Genomic DNA, 17,112 nt, shown 5'->3' on the forward strand with positions numbered 1-17,112 from the left:
TACCATGCTTAATTTTATAATGAAAAAGATCGTAGGAACCCAGAACGAAAGAGAGTTAAAAAAACTCAATCCTTTGGTTAATGAGATAGACTCTTATGAAAACGAAATGCAGAGATTAACCGATGCAGAGTTGCGTCTTAAGACCGATAAGTTTAGAGAGAGGCTTTCGGCTGGAGAGAGCTTGGAAGATATTCTACCCGATGCTTTTTCGGTTGTAAGGGAAGTTGCAAAAAGAAGACTGAAAATGAGACATTTTGGTGTCCAGCTTATAGGCGGAGCAGTGCTTCATCAGGGTAAGATTGCTGAGATGGCAACAGGTGAAGGTAAGACTCTCGTTGCGACACTCTCTGCTTATTTAAATGCTTTAAATTCAAAAGGCGTACATATTGTTACTGTAAATGATTATCTTGCTAAACGTGATAGGGATTGGATGGGTTCTATCTATGAATCTTTAGGCTTAACTGTAGGCGTTATTGTGCATGGACAGAGCCATGCTCAGAAAAAAGAAGCTTATAATTGCGATATTACCTATGGCACAAACAATGAGTTTGGGTTTGATTATTTAAGAGATAATATGGTGATATCTCAAGAAGATGTGGTTCAGCGAGCTCACCATTACGCTATAGTAGATGAAGTTGATTCGATACTCATTGATGAGGCAAGGACCCCTCTTATTATCTCGGGTCCTTCTGAGGAGTCAGTGGATAAATATTATCTTGCAGATAGAGTAGCTAAGCAGCTTCAGGCAAGAGTGATTATTGATGCAAGAAATACTCAGGATGGATTTACTGTAATCAGAACTCAGGATGGACGTGAAGAGAAGATTCCTCGGGAGGAGTTTAACGACAGCTGTGATGCTATAGCCGAGGAGAAGAGCAATAATTCTCGCATAACTCAAAAAGGTGAGAAAAAGTGTGAAGAGATACTGAAGATAGATAGTCTTTGGGAGGAGATGCCGAATGCTTATTCTGAACCCTGGTCTCATTACATAAACCAGTCTTTGAGAGCCAGGTTTCTATTTAAGAGAGATACTCATTATGTTGTAAAAGATGGCAAGGTTTTAATAGTAGATGAATTCACAGGCCGTCTTATGCCCGGGCGCCGCTGGTCTGACGGTTTACATCAGGCGATTGAGGCTAAAGAAGCTCTTAAGATAGAACAAGAGAATCAGACTCTTGCGACTATATCCTTTCAGAACTATTTCAGAATGTATCAGAAACTCTCCGGTATGACAGGGACGGCGGCTACGGAGGCCCCGGAGTTTAACAAGATATATAATTTAGAAGTGATCGTTGTGCCTCCCAATAAAACCTTAAGAAGATCGCAGAACCCCGATGTGATTTATAAAAGTCAGAGAGAGAAGTTCAATGCAGTTGTCGGTGATATTAGCCAGATGTATGAAGCGGGCAGGCCTGTACTTGTGGGAACTACATCCATAGAGAAGTCTGAGATTATAAGTGAATTATTAAAAAGAAGAGGAGTGGTTCACAATGTACTCAATGCTAAATACCATGAGAAGGAGGCTGAGATTATTGCTCAGACAGGAAGGCTTAAGGCGGTGACGATAGCGACAAATATGGCTGGCCGCGGAACAGATATTCTTTTAGGCGGTAACCCGGAATTTTTGACAAAAGCTAGATTAAAACAGAATAATAGAGATAGTAACGATATTACCGAGGAGGAGTTTAAAAAGGCAGCCCAGGAAGTTTCATCTTTAGTGGAGGATGAGCATAAAAAAGTAATTGAATTGGGAGGCCTTCATGTCATAGGAACAGAACGTCATGAATCAAGACGCATCGATAACCAGCTCAGGGGGCGTTCTGGCCGTCAGGGTGACCCTGGCTCTTCAAAATTCTACCTATCGTTAGAAGATGATCTGATGCGTATTTTTGGTTCTGAGAGAATTGCTATGATTATGGATAGGCTGGGCATTGAAGACGGCGAAAAGATAGAGCACGGTTTAATCACTAGAGCTATAGGTACGGCTCAGAAAAGGGTTGAGAGTTTTAATTTCGAGATCAGGAAGCATCTCTTGGATTATGATGATGTAATGAATAAGCAGCGTCAGGCAATATATAATGAACGCAGGGGCGTTCTGTTTAATGAAAATCTAAAAGAACATATTTATGAAATAATAGATGAGGTTTTAGAGTATCAGATAGAGATTTATATCTCTGAATCTGAACTGGCTGATAACTATGATTGGGATGGGCTCTCTAAGTGGTTATTGGATAAATTTAGAGTTCAGATTACAGGAGATAGATTGAAAGAGAGATCTTTAGAGGGTGAGAGAGAGCATAAGAGCAGCTGGCATAGGATCGTAACTAACTGCTTTGAATATCTGAGTACTAAGATGAAAGAGATTTATCAAGATAGGGAGAGAGAGCTGGAAGAGAATGAGATAAGAAGATTAGAGAGGATGATATTCTTACATGTTATAGATATGAGATGGAAACAGCACCTCTATGGCTTGGATTATTTAAGAGAGGGTATAGGTCTTAGAGCTTATGGGCAGAGAGATCCGTTGGTTGAATATAGAAATGAATCTTATGCGATGTTTCAAGAGATGGCTGCGAGGATCAAACTGGATGTTGTCGAGTATCTGTTCAAATTTCATCCCAGGTTTAGGATGGCTTCAGGCGGTTTGATTGAAAAATCTGCCCAGGACTACAAACATGAAGAGGTTAATCAGTTCCAGTCTTTGAAAAAGATGAAATCTGAATCTGAAGACCCAACTCGTTTGACGCCGCATGAGAAGCTAGGAGTAGATAGACACCAGACCTACAGGAGGGATAATAAAAAAGTAGGTAGAAATGATCCCTGTCCTTGTAATAGCGGTAAGAAGTATAAAAAATGCTGTTATCCAAAATATGGATGAAAATCTTTTTGACTGTTCTGCTCTCTGCACTATTAACAGCAGCTGGTTTTTATTATTCTGACCTGTTTCTGCTCTTCTCTCTTACTCCTCTAATCTATATCGGAATAAGCACAGCGTCTCTTAAGAGAAAATTTTTATTAGGATATTTTTGGGGTATCATAACTTTTAGTTTTTTGTCATATTGGGTTATTCATATAACTTTTCTCGGGTTTTTAGCGGCAATTTTTTATCTCGCTTTATACCCCGGACTCTTTACAGCTCTAATTAGTAGAAATAGAAAATTGACTAATCCTTTTTATATAGCAACTCTATGGGTATCTCTTGAATTTTTGCGTTCTTTTCTCTTTACAGGTTTTCCTTGGGGTTTTTTGGGTTATGCTTTTTGGAGCCGTTTGAATTTTATTCAGATTGCAGATCTATTCGGTATCTACGGTATATCATTTGCAGTTGTTTTGATTAATACAGCGTTACTCTATTCATTTATCGAAAAAAATAGAAGGTATAAGGCGGTTAATTTTATAATAATCCTATTAACCATAGTCTGTTCTTTTTGTTATAGCAGGCATCGCTTGAACTCTCTTCTGCCTGAAGGTAGTATTAATAACGTTGCCTTGATTCAGACAAATGTGGATTCTAACCTAAAGTGGGATCCAGAACTGTATGGAGATAATTTAAAAAGAATCAGGTTGCTTGGGCTAATTGCAAAAGAGAGAGGGGCGGAACTTATAATATTTCCTGAGACAGTATTGCCCTATAGCTGGAATAGAGATAAGAGAGTTATGGATGATATAGAAGATATCGTCAAAGAGCTCAACAGCAATCTGATTTTAGGCATTCCTTATTATCAGGATGACAAGCTTTATAACTCATCTCTTTTATTTAGCAAGAATGGAGAGGTCAAAGGCAGGTATTTTAAGAATCATCTGGTGCCTTTCGGTGAGTATCTTCCATGTAAGAAAATATTATCTTTTTTAACGGAGTTTTATCCTGTCGGATATTATTCTCCCGGCGTAGATTCAAATCTTCTTAAGTATCAAGACCACTATTTTTCTGTTTTGATATGCTACGAAGATATCTTCTCTGATATTACAAGAAAAGCTGCTTTAAGCGGTGCCTCTTTTTTAGTTAATCAGTCTGATGAAGGTTGGTTTAAGAACAGCCAAGAGATATATCTGAATAATCAGATTGCGGTTTTCCGTGCAATCGAGAGTAGACGCTCGCTTTTGCGTTCAACAAATACAGGCATAACTTGCTTGATAGATTATAAGGGGCGTATATTAAGTCAATTAGATCCATTTAGGGCAGATGTTTTAATGGTTGCTGTTCCAATTTATAGAGAGTTATCTTTTTATTCTAAATATGGTTTATTGTTACTTATTATTATTGTTTTTATTTTTGTTTTATTGTATTCCGCTTGGAGTAATAAAAAAACGTTCTAAGTTTATAATATTTAAGTTTTCTTCAATTAGGAATAGTTCGAGTCCTTGTTGGGGAGTTTTTATATTTAAGCCTCTGTAAAACAATAACTTACAGAGGTTTTTTTATTTATTTTAAAAACAGCGTGGTTATTTGACACTGCGTATATATGTGGTATATATATTGCAGATACTTTGTGAGGCGTGAGGGGGATGGAATGAAAAAAGGAGCTCAATGTGATTAAAAAGGGTATGGCTGGCTGGTTTCTATTATTAATGTTTATTATAGTAGGTTGTTATGAAAATTTTGCAATATTTACTAATAATGAAGATTCTACCCAGGATTATGCTTTACACCTACGTAGATTAAAAGATTCTTCTTTTCAATTCCAAGATATTGCTCAACCCGATTTTTTTGAAAGAAACTGGGAACGTTTGCGCGATGGAATACGTTTCCAATCATCTTCTGGCATTCTCATAGAGATACGAAGAAACGATGAAGCGTTCGTTATGGTATGCGTATATAATCCAAAAGATTCTACTCAGATGACAGAGGCAGGCCAGTTTGTTGAAATTTATAATGCTAGTCTCGATAGCATAAGGAAAATAGAGCAAGAAAGAGGTATAGTAAATCATTATCAAGTTGGAGTACCAACAAATAGTCCTATTACACCTGCTATATATGATTTTTATAGCGTAACAAATTTAACTGAAAAGGAATTTAATATCTATCTTGAAGGTGTTAGGCAAGTAAAAGCAGGTTCTATCAAAGATACATATGATATAGTAGATCCTGATTTAAGAGAAACAGCTAAAATATTAGCCACGGATATTGCCGCGGAGATAGGAGGAAGACGTCTGGATCCTGTACTTATGATAGCAAGTAAACAAAAATTGATTGAAGGGTTAGAGATTTTTTTAAGAGAGTATGATAAAGAATTGTTTGGTTTTAGTTTTTGCGGTGATAGTATCAAAGAACAAAATATTTTTATAGGCGGAAGGATAATAAAAATTGGCGAGTTGGAAGAGCTAGCACTTCGGTTAAAACAATGCAAATCTTATCTTGAGGGAGACTTAGGCAATCTTTTTTATCGCTCGTATCTAATGTACGCACAAGGAATGCCGATAATAAGCTTTAGATAGTCAGGTGTTATTATAATCTTATCTGTAATTTTCTTTAGCTTCCTCTGAGTATAGCCAGTTGCGAAATTCGTCCAACACGGGGAGTTTTATATCTCAAGCCTCTGTATAGCGATAAGTTTCAGAGGCTTTTTTATTTATCCAAATAAAATGACGTGGTTATTTGAAATCGGTAATTACATATGGTACAAATACTATATATTGCTTAATAAAATATAAGGGGGATGAAATTATAGCAATCGTAAAAAAATGTTTACTTAGTGTATGTGTGATAGTTTTTTTGCTTAATCTTCACTCATTTTTTATATCTAAAGAAATTTCCAATTCATCTGTATCGCAAAATTCCGCTTATAGAAGATGTAGATATTTTTCTAATTATCCAAGAGAACAAATAATTGGTATTACGATCCGGAAAAAAGAAGCTCTGCTGTGGAATTATAGAAACGGTAATGTGCCAGCTGATTTATATGAGATAATTGGCAGAAACCTTGACGTAATTATTAATGGAGGCATTGAACAGATTTATAATTATTTTCCAATAAATCGTATTAATAATAATGTTGCTGAACATATTAATGTTTCATTTTGTAATATGTTACTAAACATTGTGTTGCAAAATGAGCCTGATTTAAATGGAAATCAACGTAGCGCTTTATATGGAAATATTGATAGCTATCTAATGACTCCGGAAATAAAAATTGCTCAACTTACAGAAGGAGAAAAGACTCTTTCCTCTTCACATATTGTAGCGAAACCCTGGGGAATGGAAGTCTGGATTGCGGAAAATGATCTTTTCGGGATAAAAGCCATATATATAATGCAAGGAGAACATGAGTCTGTTCAGTGGCATATGAAAAAAACTGAATCTCAGTTGTATTTTGGACATGGAGAGATTTTGCATTTGCTTCTAGATGAGTTTGGAAATTTAAGAGAAAAAGTAGGATTATTCCATGAGTCTGACATGGAAGAGGTATCGTCTTTTTTTGATAGTTTACCTTTTGTGAATATTGGCGGTGAAAATTTGACTATTCGAAATATACCTGTGGGTACTGTGCATACTTCAAGACCTACTCAGGGACTTATTATGCACTTGGAATTTAATTCAGGGGAAGAAGCTGCAGCTCCAACTGTGACTACTAGATTATTAGATAAATACACAGATAGCGAAAGGACTATTAAAGAAGCTCAAAGATTAAATATAAATTGGTGGGGCCCGAGGCTTCCTGTTGCATTAGGAGACGATGTAGCAAGAGTTGAATTTTCTGATGCGGGAAGAGAAATACAGGAAAGTATAATTACTGAAGATGATGGTGTAGTGAGAATAGAGACTACGCCCAACTATGTGATTGATCAAATCACTTTTTCTAATGGAGAAAGTAGAAATATTGGAGGACGTACACGTACATCGGAAGTAGTACTTGTATTAAATGGAATATTGAATGTAATCAAAGAAGGTCAACACTATTCATTGTTTCCTGGAGAGGTTTTAGAAATAGAGAAGGGAGAAAGTATTACTTTAACATCTTATGATAAGTGTAAAATTATACATACTTACGCACCATGAGGTTTATATTCAGATGAAAAATTTTAAGTTAAAAAAATATCGATTCAACTGTATCATCACTCTCATAATATTTTTGTTTAATTTGAACGTGGCATTCGCAAGAAGGATACAGGATGTAGAGACTTCTTTTCCTAACAGTGTCGTTGATATAGTAGATGAAGCCAGGAGAAAAGGTGTCACTGTTTTATTCATTGGGCCACAATCACCTTTAATTGTAGATTCTGCAATACTGGCAGCTCGAATTGAACAGCAGCCGCTAATATTTATACCTAGCCGTAATCAGGTTGATATGGACGAATTTGGTGGTGGGTATGTGGAAGGTTGGAATCAAGAACGTTTCGTAGGATTTGTAAGGCAACGCATGCAAGAATTAGGAGCTAGCGATGTTCCCGTTTATTTTTATCGTGATCATAGTGGACCTTGGCAAAGAGATGAAGAGTTTAGAGAGGCGATTTCTGCTGAGGAAGCTATGCAGCGAGCTAAAATGTCGCTTCTTGCAGATTTGAAAGCGGGTTTTAATGTACTTCATATAGATGCTAGTAGAAGTCCTCATAGTTCTGAGTGTGTTGAGTTAGGTAAGGTACAAGAAATGTTGATGTTACAGAGAACAGTTGAACTGATTGAATATGTTGAAAACCAACGTTGTACGCTAGGATTACCAGCTATTCAATATGAGGTTAGGGGAGAAAGGAAATATTGGGACCAAAGTATGATTGAAATAACAGAACGTTTTTTAGTCTCTTTAAAAAGACTTCTTGAACTACGGGGTTTAAATCAAGACCTGATAGGATTTGTTACTGTTAATCCTTCTCCTTTAAGAGAGCGAGGTACTAGCCAAGCTGTACTAGATGAGGATTTTGTTCAACGATTGGCTGCTTCGATTAATGAGCAAGGTTATTATGTCAAATATCACAACGGTGATTTTATGGATCCATCTGATCGCGAAAAACTATCTTCATTAGGAGTGTATACACTAAATGTTGCACCGGAAGTTCCAGTAGTGCAAACACGTGCTTTATTAGCTTTGGCAGATGAAGAAACGCGCATTTTAGAAAATGTTGCCAACAACGGTCTTGTTCCATCTCATTTGCGAGAGGTTATTACTGAGGCTGTATTTTTAGATGGTCGTTGGAAAAAATGGGTTCCACTTACAGAAGGCTGGAGTGAGGAAGATGTTAGATCTGATCATGCAAAATTAAAAGAAGTCGTTGAATTCAATGCTCACTATTCCTATGGAGATAGTGAGGTGCAAGGAGCTCTGAGACTGTTAGAGCAGAATATGAATAGTTTACGATACGAAAACTATTTGCAGTTATTTATACAAAGCAGAATCATCACAAAAATTATGGATTTTTATGAGTCATTGGATGGTATAACTCAGGTGCAATCCAGTCAGCATTCTTATGATATTTATGGAGATAAAATAATTAGCAATGTAGAAGCTATAAGAGAGATACAAGAAAATACTGGTATTAGTCGACCAATAACAGTTGCTATTACTGGAGATATGGCAGCAGGTAAAACAACATTTGTCAACGGTGATGGAGATTTAAATATACAAGGACTCAAGAAGCGTTTAGAAGATAAAGGGCATACAGTTGTTTTGATAGATGACGAAATGTTCTTGGAAAGCAGAGAAACACGACTGTTAGGACAATCATCTTTAGATACTAATGATCGTAACTTTGATTTTTTATACTTTCAACATCTTTTCGATCAGAATGCAATGCAATATTTGTTTGAAGAATTAGGTTCGTTCATAAGGGGCAGTCAAGCTATCTTATCAGTGCCTTTTCAAATATATGATCGAACAACAGGAAGACGTGGTCGAAACATAAATTTTAATATACCTCGCGATGCCGTAATAATATATTCAGGAGTAATGCTTAATCATTTGCCTCATGAGGTAGGTTTTGATATCTCTGTTTCAATGGAGTATAATATGCAGGATACAGATGAAGTTTTAGCTCGTATTCTTCAACGTGAAAGTAGAAAACCAAGTATGAATCAAATAAGTAGAGAAGAACTGTTGCAGAGAATCCGATATGATTTAGCTGCTTATAGACTTTATAGAATAAAATTTCCTTTCCAAGGTGATTATATAATAGATGTAAGCTCATTTGAAGAGCCAATTTTAATCAACAACCTATAAAATTCTGTCTGTTTTAAGCATCATAATAAGATCCTACCTGTGCAAAAATTTACTCATTCTCTATAATAATGTCTAATAATCCCACCCAGCCTTGATTCACATTTAACCCTGCCGTCTAAATTCTTTGACCTATATCTTATTGGCATATTATTCAGTGCCGAATGCGGCCTTACGGTATTGTAATATTTAACGTACTCCTTAACCAAATACCTAAAATGCCTCTCTCCAAACACAAAGAAATAATCCAAACATTCTCTCTTTATCGTTCCCACCCACCCTTCTGCATAAGGGTTTAAATTAGGTGATCTATAGGGAATCTTCTTTACCCTCACTCCGTATTCTTCGATTATCCTGTCAAATTCCTTGGAATATTTCCCGTCTCCGTCTCTTATCAGAAGCTTTCTGTCCGATTCCTTACCTGTTTCAAATAAAAAAGATACACTTCTTGCTCTGTTAGTTACCCATTCCCTGTTAGGATGTTTGGTAATTCCTGCAATATGAACTTTCCTTGTATGCACATTAATAAAGAATAACGCATGGAGGCTCTTTGGCCCCGCCATTGTCCATACGGTCTTTGTAAAGAAGTCACAAGCCCAGAGGGTCTTAACGTGCCTTTTGATAAAATCATCCCAGGTATCCTCAGTTCTTTTGGGAGTCGGATCAAGCCCGTTCTCTTTTAAGATATTCTTTATGGTATTTCGTGATAGGCAGTATATCCTCAGCTTCTTAATCTCACCTAATATTCTTGTATAACCCCAGTTGTTCTCTTTGGCCAGCTTTCTGATCTCTTGTTTGGTTCTTGGCCTTCCTCTTTTGGGGCTTTGTTTTCCCTGAGGCTCTCTGCCTTTAACCCATCTTCTAAAACTGGAATAACTGACAATAGAAATCAATTTCTGTATATCACCTTTTAAAGGAAGGCCATATTTAATGAGCCTTCTCTTTTCAGTCGGGGTAATAATGATACGGCCTTTGATTTTCTTACGCAGGATCTGGTTTTCTACCTTAAGGTATTCTATCTGCCTGATCAACCGGCTATGCACTAAGTGCTCTAAAAGAAACAAAAACTTTTGAAAAAGCCTGCCGTTCGTGTTATAAAAGCACTTGCTTGACATGTTTACCTCCTTGAAATTGCACCGTTTTGGTTAAATGTCCACCCCATGAGGCTGGACATCTTGCAACTGTTTGAAAACAAAAGAGTTATTCAAATTGACTCTCCAAAATACCGGACAAAATTGGACAAATTTACCACCTTTTAGCCGTATTCTCTTAATTTTTGCCCCCTGGAACCATTAGCCTGTTAAATACAAGTTCGAGCCTCTTGCGGGGCGGTGATAATGCTACTAAAACAACCTCTCTGAATTGGCATATAATCCGATATATCTGGTTATATAGCGCATATCTATAAGCCCAGGAATCAGAGATATAATTATAACTAATATTTGCACGGGGAGCCAGTTACTTATCGTAGCCGGGGATTTTTTATAGGGAAAATGTTTTTCTCGCAGTAGAAATACAGAGTTCGGATTTTTACCCGAATTGACCCCCCTTATTCAGATATCCGAACTTTTTTGTTTCTTGACTTTTTGGTTTGGAAATGGTTATATTTATATAACCATTTAGTTATTTGGTTGTGAAAGGGTGTTTTTTATGAAAGATTTGGATGTTATCTTTAAGGCGTTGGCTGATGTTAATAGGGTGAGGATTTTGAAACTTCTCGGCAGGCGCAGGATGTGTGTTTGTGAGCTTGCGTTTGTTTTGGGGGTTTCTCAGCCTGCTGTGTCGAAGCAGCTTAAGAAAATGGTAAAGGCTGGTTTGGTTGATTGTGAGCAGGACGGGTTTTGGACTAATTATTTCATTAGCCCAAAGAATCTTTACGCAAAGAAGCTGTTGACAATACTGAGTCAGTGGTTAAATGATGAAAAAATGATAATTGATGATTTGAAGAAAACAGAGAAAGCTAATAGAGAAAAGCTCTGCTGCAAGAAGTAAATATTTTTTTGCAAAAATTATATAACCAAATGGAAATATGGAGACAAGGATGAAGGAAAGAGATAGGTTTTTGTTGATGTTTGCAGCTTTTTTGGGATGTTTTTATCTGCCTGTGGAGCTTCTGCCTTTCAGAAATCCTGTCTTTGAATCTCTTGCATTGGTTCGGTGGTATGCACGTGAGCATGTTTTGCTTTGTCTTGTTCCTGCCTTCTTTATTGCGGGTGCTATCTCGGTTTTTGTAAGTCAGGCATCAGTGATTAAGTATTTTGGCGCAGAAGCCAAAAAGGTATTAGCTTATAGCGTTGCTTCTGTTTCGGGGACTATTCTTGCTGTTTGTTCCTGCACGGTTCTTCCGTTGTTTTCCGGTATTTATAAGAAAGGGGCTGGTTTGGGGCCTGCTGTTGCTTTTCTTTATTCTGGGCCAGCTATTAATGTTTTGGCCATAATAATGACTGCTCGAATTCTCGGTTGGCAGTTAGGCGTAGCCAGAGCCATAGGAGCTATTGTATTTAGTGTGGTTGTTGGGCTTTTGATGCATCTCATATTTCTTAAGGAAGAGCGTGCGAGACAGGTTAGCGGAAAGTTTCAGTTTGGTAAAGAAAAGGAAGCACGGCCTCTTTGGAAGAACGGGATGTATTTTTTCTCTATGGTCGCAGTCCTTGTTTTCGCTAATTGGGGAAAGCCTCAGACTGGTGATGCTGGCTGGTGGGCTGTTGTTTTTGGTTCGAAGTGGGTGATTACGCTTGTTTTTTTGTCTCTTTTGGGCTTTATGCTGTTTCGGTGGTTTAAGAAAAACGAGCTTAAAGAATGGACTGGTTCGTCATGGTCTTTTGCAAAGCAGATTATGCCTCTTCTCCTTGCCGGCGTTCTTGTAGCGGGTCTTCTTCTGGGAAGGCCGGGGTATGAGGGTTTGATCCCGTCTCGGCTTATTGAAATGCTTGTTGGCGGCAATTCGTTGTCTGCTAATTTTTTTGCTTCGATTGTCGGGGCGTTCATGTATTTTGCCACCTTGACTGAGGTTCCGATTTTGCAGGGACTTATAGGTGCAGGTATGGGGAAAGGGCCGGCATTAGCTCTTTTGCTTGCTGGGCCTGCTTTGAGTCTTCCTAACATGCTTGTTATCAGGGGTGTGATTGGCACAAAGAAGACGGTTGTTTACGTAAGCTTGGTCGTTGTCATGGCAACAATAAGCGGAATTATTTTTGGAATTATTGCAGGATAAAAATAGGAGGAAATAAAGATGAAGATTGAGATTTTAGGCATGGGTTGTCCAAAATGCAAACAGCTCTTTGATAATGCCGAGAAAGCTTTAAATGAATTGGGCATTGAGGCGGAATTGGTCAAGGTTGAGGATATGGATAAAATAACGGAGTATGGCGTTATGACTACGCCTGCTTTGGTTGTTGATGGAAAAGTTAAGGTTGCTGGCAAGGTGCCTTCGAGCGATGAGATTAAGGGGCTGCTTTCATAAAAAGAGGTAATTGAAATGTCTGAAAAATGTGGTTGTGAAACAAACAAGGTTTTGGTGTTTCCCTGCTCGGGGGGTGCTGATGTGGGTGCCCTTTCTGATGCTGTTGCAAGAAAGTTGTCAAAGGACGGAAAAGCAAAGATGTTCTGTCTTGCAGGGATTGGCGCTCACGTTGACGGAATGATTGAATCTGCCAAATCAGCAGATAAGATAATCTCTATTGACGGCTGTCCAGCGATGTGTGCAAGAAGGCTTCTTGAGCATGCAGGATTTGTCCCTGAGCCTTATGTCCTTAAGCAGTTCGGTTTTGAGAAGGGAAAGAGTGAGATAAATGACAACGTGATTTCTGATGTTACGTCAAGGATAATCGGGGGGAGTGATTAAATGAAAAAGAGTGTGTTTTTATTTGTTGTTTTGATAGTGGGTGTTATAGGCTTTTCTTTGTTATCTGGATGCGACTCGCCTAAAGAGAACGATATGTCATCTTTAGAGCTTGTTGAGGATGCTTCTAATGCTGAGGATTCTTCTGCTGCTTCTGTTCCTGTTTCTGATTCTGTCGTTGTTGCGTATTATTTTTATGGCAATTACAGATGCGCTTCGTGCAGGGCAATCGAGGCTTATACGAAGGAAGCATTAGATTTGTATTTTTCTGATGAGATTGCGTCGGGAAGGCTTGAGTTCCGTGCTGTGAATGTTGAGGAGAAAGGCAATGAGCACTTCGTCAATGATTACAAGCTTTACACCAAGAGCGTAGTCCTTTCAAAAGTTGAAGGCGGGAAAAAAGTTGATTATAAGAATCTTGAAGGTGTGTGGCAGTATCTCAGGGATAAAGGTCAGTTCTTTGATTATGTCAAAAAAGAGACCGAAGCGTTCCTTTCGGCGGAAGGGGGTTCTTCATGATTGAGCTTTTGTCTGCGTTGTGGCTTGGTATCCTTACCTCTATCAGCCCTTGTCCGTTGGCTACAAACATTGCGGCTGTTTCTTTCTTGTCTAAGAAGGTCAATCATCCTAGGGCTGTGTTTCTTTCGAGCATGGCTTACGTCGTTGGGCGTATGGTGTCGTATGCAGTTATTGGTTCTGTAATTATCGCTTCTCTTGTGAGCGTCCCCGCTGTTGCTAATTTCCTTCAGGTTTATATGAATAAGATTATCGGGCCTGTCCTTATCCTTGTTGGGCTGTTTTTGGTGGATATTGTTAAGTTGAATATCCCGTTGTTGTCTATTTCGCATGAACGGCAGAGTCGCTTGGCAGATTCAGGTCTTGTGGGTTCTTTTTTGTTGGGGATGCTTTTTGCCTTGTCTTTCTGTCCTATTGCTGCTGCCTTGTTTTTCGGTAGCCTTATTCCGCTTGCTCTCAAAAGCAGTTTTGGGATGATTCATCCTTTTATTTATGGGGTAGGAACTGGTATTCCTGTTGTTGTTTTTGCGTTAGGCATTGTTTTTGGCGTGAAATCGTTTTCAAAGTGGTTTCATAAGACTGCCAAGTTTGAGCTTTTGATGAGAAGGATAACCGGCTGGATTTTTGTGCTTGTCGGGATTTATTTTGTGTGGTCTCATTTGTTGATAAACTTTTTTAGTTAAAGAGGTATTAAGATGAGCGTAAAAGTTGAGAGAAGTATGTCTGTGTTTGAAAAATACCTGCCTCTGTGGGTGCTTCTCTGTATTGGTTTTGGGATTTTTGTTGGGAAGCTGTTTCCTGATGTGGCAGTGGCGCTGGATAAGTTTTCTGTTTATCAGGTGTCGATTCCTATTGCTGTCTGTCTATTTTTCATGATGTATCCGATTATGGTCAAGATTGATTTTGCTGAGGTGATTAAGGCCGGCAAAACTCCAAAGCCAGTGTTTCTTACGTTGTTTGTCAATTGGTGTGTTAAGCCTTTTACTATGCTCGTTATTGCGACTTTTTTTCTTGGCGTTGTCTTTAAGGGATAGCTTCCAAGCGTGGAGATCATTAAGGGCGGTGCTCAGGTTGAACTATTCCGTTCTTATATTTCGGGTTGTATTCTTCTTGGCATTGCTCCTTGCACTGCGATGGTTCTTGTTTGGGGGCATCTTTCTAAAGGGAATGATGGCCATACCCTTGTTATGGTGGCAATAAATTCTCTTACAATGTTGTTTCTGTATGCGCCTTTAGGTGGTTGGTTGCTCGGCGTGAACCAGATGCCTATTCCGTGGCAGACTATTATTTTGTCTGTTGTTGCTTATGTTGGGTTACCTCTGTTTCTGGGGTATTATTCGAGAAAAATCATTATTGCCAAGAAGGGTTTTAAGTGGTTTGAAGAAAAGTTCATCCATTATCTTACTCCTGTGTCAATTTCAGCTTTATTGGCAACGCTTGTGCTTTTGTTTTCTTTTAAAGGCGAGCTTATCATTAACCAGCCTCAAGTGATTTTTTTGATTGCCGTTCCGCTTTTTATTCAGACATGCCTGATTTTTGCGATTGCTTATGGCCTGGCGAAATGGCTTAAGCTTCCTTACAGGGACGCTGCGCCATCAGCCTTGATAGGGGCAAGCAATCATTTTGAGGTAGCAATCGCAACGTCAGCTATGCTGTTTGGATTATCTTCGGGGGCTTCTTTGGCAACTGTTGTCGGAGTCTTGATTGAGGTTCCTGTGATGCTGATGTTGGTTAAGATTTGTTTGAGGACTAGTAATTGGTTTAGGCATGAAAGTGCTCAGGAAAACTTTTAATGAGTTTGCTTGGTTTATTATTACGTTATATTAAAGCAGCTTGGGCGTTAGAAGAGCACTTTCCACCTATCTCCATTTTTCTTGTTGTTCTGTCCTGCGTATATGTTTATTGAAAAGTTCGGATTTTTGGGGGTCTCGGGGAGTTTTAATTTTTGGCCCTCTGTGATATAATACATTGCAGAGGGTTTCTTTATTTTGCTATTTACAATTGGATGTATGTAATGAAGAGAATAATTATAGGGATAATTGTTATAGTAATTTTTATTGCTGTAATCTGTAGTCTAAGGCAGAAAATCTCTTTAACGAATGAACAGGCTGAATGGATAGGGAAGAAAATATTCTACAACGAATGCGGTGGTAAAATTGAATTTCTTGTTACTTGGAATGAAGGGGAAGATTTTATGTCGATAGGGATAGGGCATTTTATATGGTATCCAAAAGGTAAAAAGGGGCCTTTTGAAGAAAGCTTTCCTAAATTATTACTTTTTGTTAAAGAAAAAGGTAAGACTCTACCTAATTGGTTACAAGAGTCAGGAGAGCCGCATTGTCCTTGGAGAAGTCGGGATGAGTTTCTGCAGGATTTACAGAATCAGAAAGTAGCTGATTTGCGGGAATTTTTGATGGAGACCAAATCTTTGCAATTATTATTTCTTGTTGAACGCTTGAAAGAGGCATTACCAAAAATGTTAAAGGCCGCCCCAGAAAAATTGCAGCCTCACATAGAAAGACAGTTTTATCGTTTAGCCCTTACTCCTGCTGGAATGTATGCATTGATAGATTATGTTAACTTTAAGGGCGAAGGAACGTTGTCCACTGAGCGTTATAAAGGACAAGGGTGGGGATTGCTTCAGGTTTTAGAAGAAATGAAGGGAAACAAGAGAGGCACCCAGGTGCTTCAAGAGTTTGTCCAGGTAGCTGAAAAACTATTAACAGAGCGCGTTAAGAACGCTCCGCCAAGAAGAAATGAACAGAAATGGTTGCCTGGATGGAAAAGACGGCTTAACACCTATATTGATGTTTTAGCTGATTTTAATAAGTGAAAATGGGATGCTTCTATTTTTAATTGACAATAGGAAAGGGAAGAAAAGGGCGGCTTTTATGTTCAAAACACAATCGTACTTCTTTTGCCTTTCTTTTTGCAATTTATTCCTAAATAAATAGTCACAGAAAAGTTCGGATTTTTGGAGTGCGCGGGGAGATAAGAATTAAGAGAGTAGCGATAAACAGGATGATAAGTAAGCAGATTTGATTAAATCAAGCCCGCCTTTTCTATCAAGTGATATGTGCGGCCTTAGGAAGTAGACATTATTTAACTACTAAGCGATAAAAAAGTTATGCAAATTGACTCTCCAAAATACCGGACAAAATTGGACAAAAAACTCACCTTTTAGCCTGGTTCTCTTAATTTTTGCACCCTGCCTCGTCGGCAGGCAGGCCCTCTGAAAGCCATCAGTCTATTAAATACAAGTTCGAGCCTCTTTAGCTACCGCGATAATGCCACTATAAAATCCTCTCTGAATTGGCATATAATCTTATATAACTGTTTAAGTAGTATGCATTCATAGATCCAGGAATCAGAGAGGATATTATAACTAATATTTGCACGGGGAGTTTTTATATTTCAACCTTTTGTAATTATCTATGTTGCAAGGGGTTTTTGTTTGTCGTATAATACTATCAGAAAGTATGAGAAGAGCTAATAGATAAAAGATGCATCAATGTTTGTTTTGAGGATTATAAAAAAAGAAGGGCGCTATCTTATTCGTCCTGATAAAAACCAAAAGGGAGGTTTAAAATGCATACAGGAAAAATAAAG

Annotated in this window: 13 protein-coding genes and 1 pseudogene; 13 read left to right on the top strand and 1 reads right to left on the bottom strand. The window is 38.2% G+C overall.

The window, feature by feature from the left end; genetic code table 11:
• The first annotated feature begins 4 nt into the window (after positions 1 to 4).
• From secA to P9L98_05350, 5 genes are all read left to right on the top strand, one after another.
• Positions 5 to 2,878, top strand: coding sequence for a preprotein translocase subunit SecA (secA, locus tag P9L98_05330; GenBank protein ID MDP8216720.1), 2,874 nt, complete (start codon positions 5 to 7; stop codon positions 2,876 to 2,878).
• Entirely contained in the window at positions 2,854 to 4,317 is a 1,464-nt protein-coding gene (lnt, locus tag P9L98_05335; protein ID MDP8216721.1) for an apolipoprotein N-acyltransferase, read from the top strand. Before secA ends, lnt begins: the two co-directional genes overlap by 25 nt.
• 213 nt (positions 4,318 to 4,530) lie before the next feature.
• Positions 4,531 to 5,436 (top strand): hypothetical protein, encoded by a 906-nt coding sequence (locus P9L98_05340; GenBank protein ID MDP8216722.1) that lies wholly within the window; start codon positions 4,531 to 4,533, stop codon positions 5,434 to 5,436.
• A gap of 160 nt (positions 5,437 to 5,596) precedes the next feature.
• Positions 5,597 to 6,997 carry a hypothetical protein gene (locus tag P9L98_05345; GenBank protein MDP8216723.1) on the top strand — a complete coding sequence of 467 codons (1,401 nt, stop codon included), beginning with the start codon at positions 5,597 to 5,599 and terminating at the stop codon, positions 6,995 to 6,997.
• 13 nt (positions 6,998 to 7,010) lie between these two features.
• Positions 7,011 to 9,149 carry a class II D-tagatose-bisphosphate aldolase, non-catalytic subunit gene (locus P9L98_05350; GenBank protein ID MDP8216724.1) on the top strand — a complete coding sequence of 713 codons (2,139 nt, stop codon included), beginning with the start codon at positions 7,011 to 7,013 and terminating at the stop codon, positions 9,147 to 9,149.
• 53 nt (positions 9,150 to 9,202) lie between these two features.
• Here the strand turns inward: P9L98_05350 and P9L98_05355 are convergent, their stop codons facing one another.
• Positions 9,203 to 10,261 carry an integrase core domain-containing protein gene (locus P9L98_05355; GenBank protein MDP8216725.1) on the bottom strand — a complete coding sequence of 353 codons (1,059 nt, stop codon included), beginning with the start codon at positions 10,259 to 10,261 and terminating at the stop codon, positions 9,203 to 9,205.
• A 535-nt stretch (positions 10,262 to 10,796) separates the two neighbouring features.
• Between P9L98_05355 and P9L98_05360 the strand changes: the two genes are divergently transcribed.
• The 8 genes and pseudogenes from P9L98_05360 (at position 10,797) to P9L98_05395 (ending at position 16,336) form a co-directional block, all read left to right on the top strand.
• A complete protein-coding gene (locus P9L98_05360) occupies positions 10,797 to 11,138 on the top strand; it encodes a metalloregulator ArsR/SmtB family transcription factor (GenBank protein MDP8216726.1) in 342 nt (113 codons plus the stop codon).
• Between the two features lie 49 nt (positions 11,139 to 11,187).
• On the top strand, positions 11,188 to 12,360 hold the full coding sequence (locus P9L98_05365) for a permease (GenBank protein MDP8216727.1): 1,173 nt from the start codon (positions 11,188 to 11,190) through the stop codon (positions 12,358 to 12,360).
• 18 nt (positions 12,361 to 12,378) lie between these two features.
• Positions 12,379 to 12,609 (top strand): thioredoxin family protein, encoded by a 231-nt coding sequence (locus P9L98_05370; protein ID MDP8216728.1) that lies wholly within the window; start codon positions 12,379 to 12,381, stop codon positions 12,607 to 12,609.
• A gap of 54 nt (positions 12,610 to 12,663) precedes the next feature.
• A complete protein-coding gene (locus P9L98_05375; GenBank protein MDP8216729.1) occupies positions 12,664 to 12,990 on the top strand; it encodes a putative zinc-binding protein in 327 nt (108 codons plus the stop codon).
• A complete protein-coding gene (locus tag P9L98_05380; protein ID MDP8216730.1) occupies positions 12,991 to 13,506 on the top strand; it encodes a nitrophenyl compound nitroreductase subunit ArsF family protein in 516 nt (171 codons plus the stop codon). It abuts the gene before it with no gap.
• Positions 13,503 to 14,186 carry an aromatic aminobenezylarsenical efflux permease ArsG family transporter gene (locus P9L98_05385; GenBank protein ID MDP8216731.1) on the top strand — a complete coding sequence of 228 codons (684 nt, stop codon included), beginning with the start codon at positions 13,503 to 13,505 and terminating at the stop codon, positions 14,184 to 14,186. Before P9L98_05380 ends, P9L98_05385 begins: the two co-directional genes overlap by 4 nt.
• Before the next feature lie 12 nt (positions 14,187 to 14,198).
• Positions 14,199 to 15,296 (top strand): annotated as a pseudogene (gene arsB, locus P9L98_05390) (ACR3 family arsenite efflux transporter).
• A gap of 221 nt (positions 15,297 to 15,517) precedes the next feature.
• Complete coding sequence (locus P9L98_05395) at positions 15,518 to 16,336, top strand: hypothetical protein (protein ID MDP8216732.1); 819 nt, start codon at positions 15,518 to 15,520, stop codon at positions 16,334 to 16,336.
• The last annotated feature ends 776 nt before the right edge of the window (positions 16,337 to 17,112 follow it).

This window comes from Candidatus Kaelpia imicola (assembly GCA_030765505.1).
GTDB lineage: Bacteria > Omnitrophota > Gorgyraeia > Kaelpiales > Kaelpiaceae > Kaelpia > Kaelpia imicola.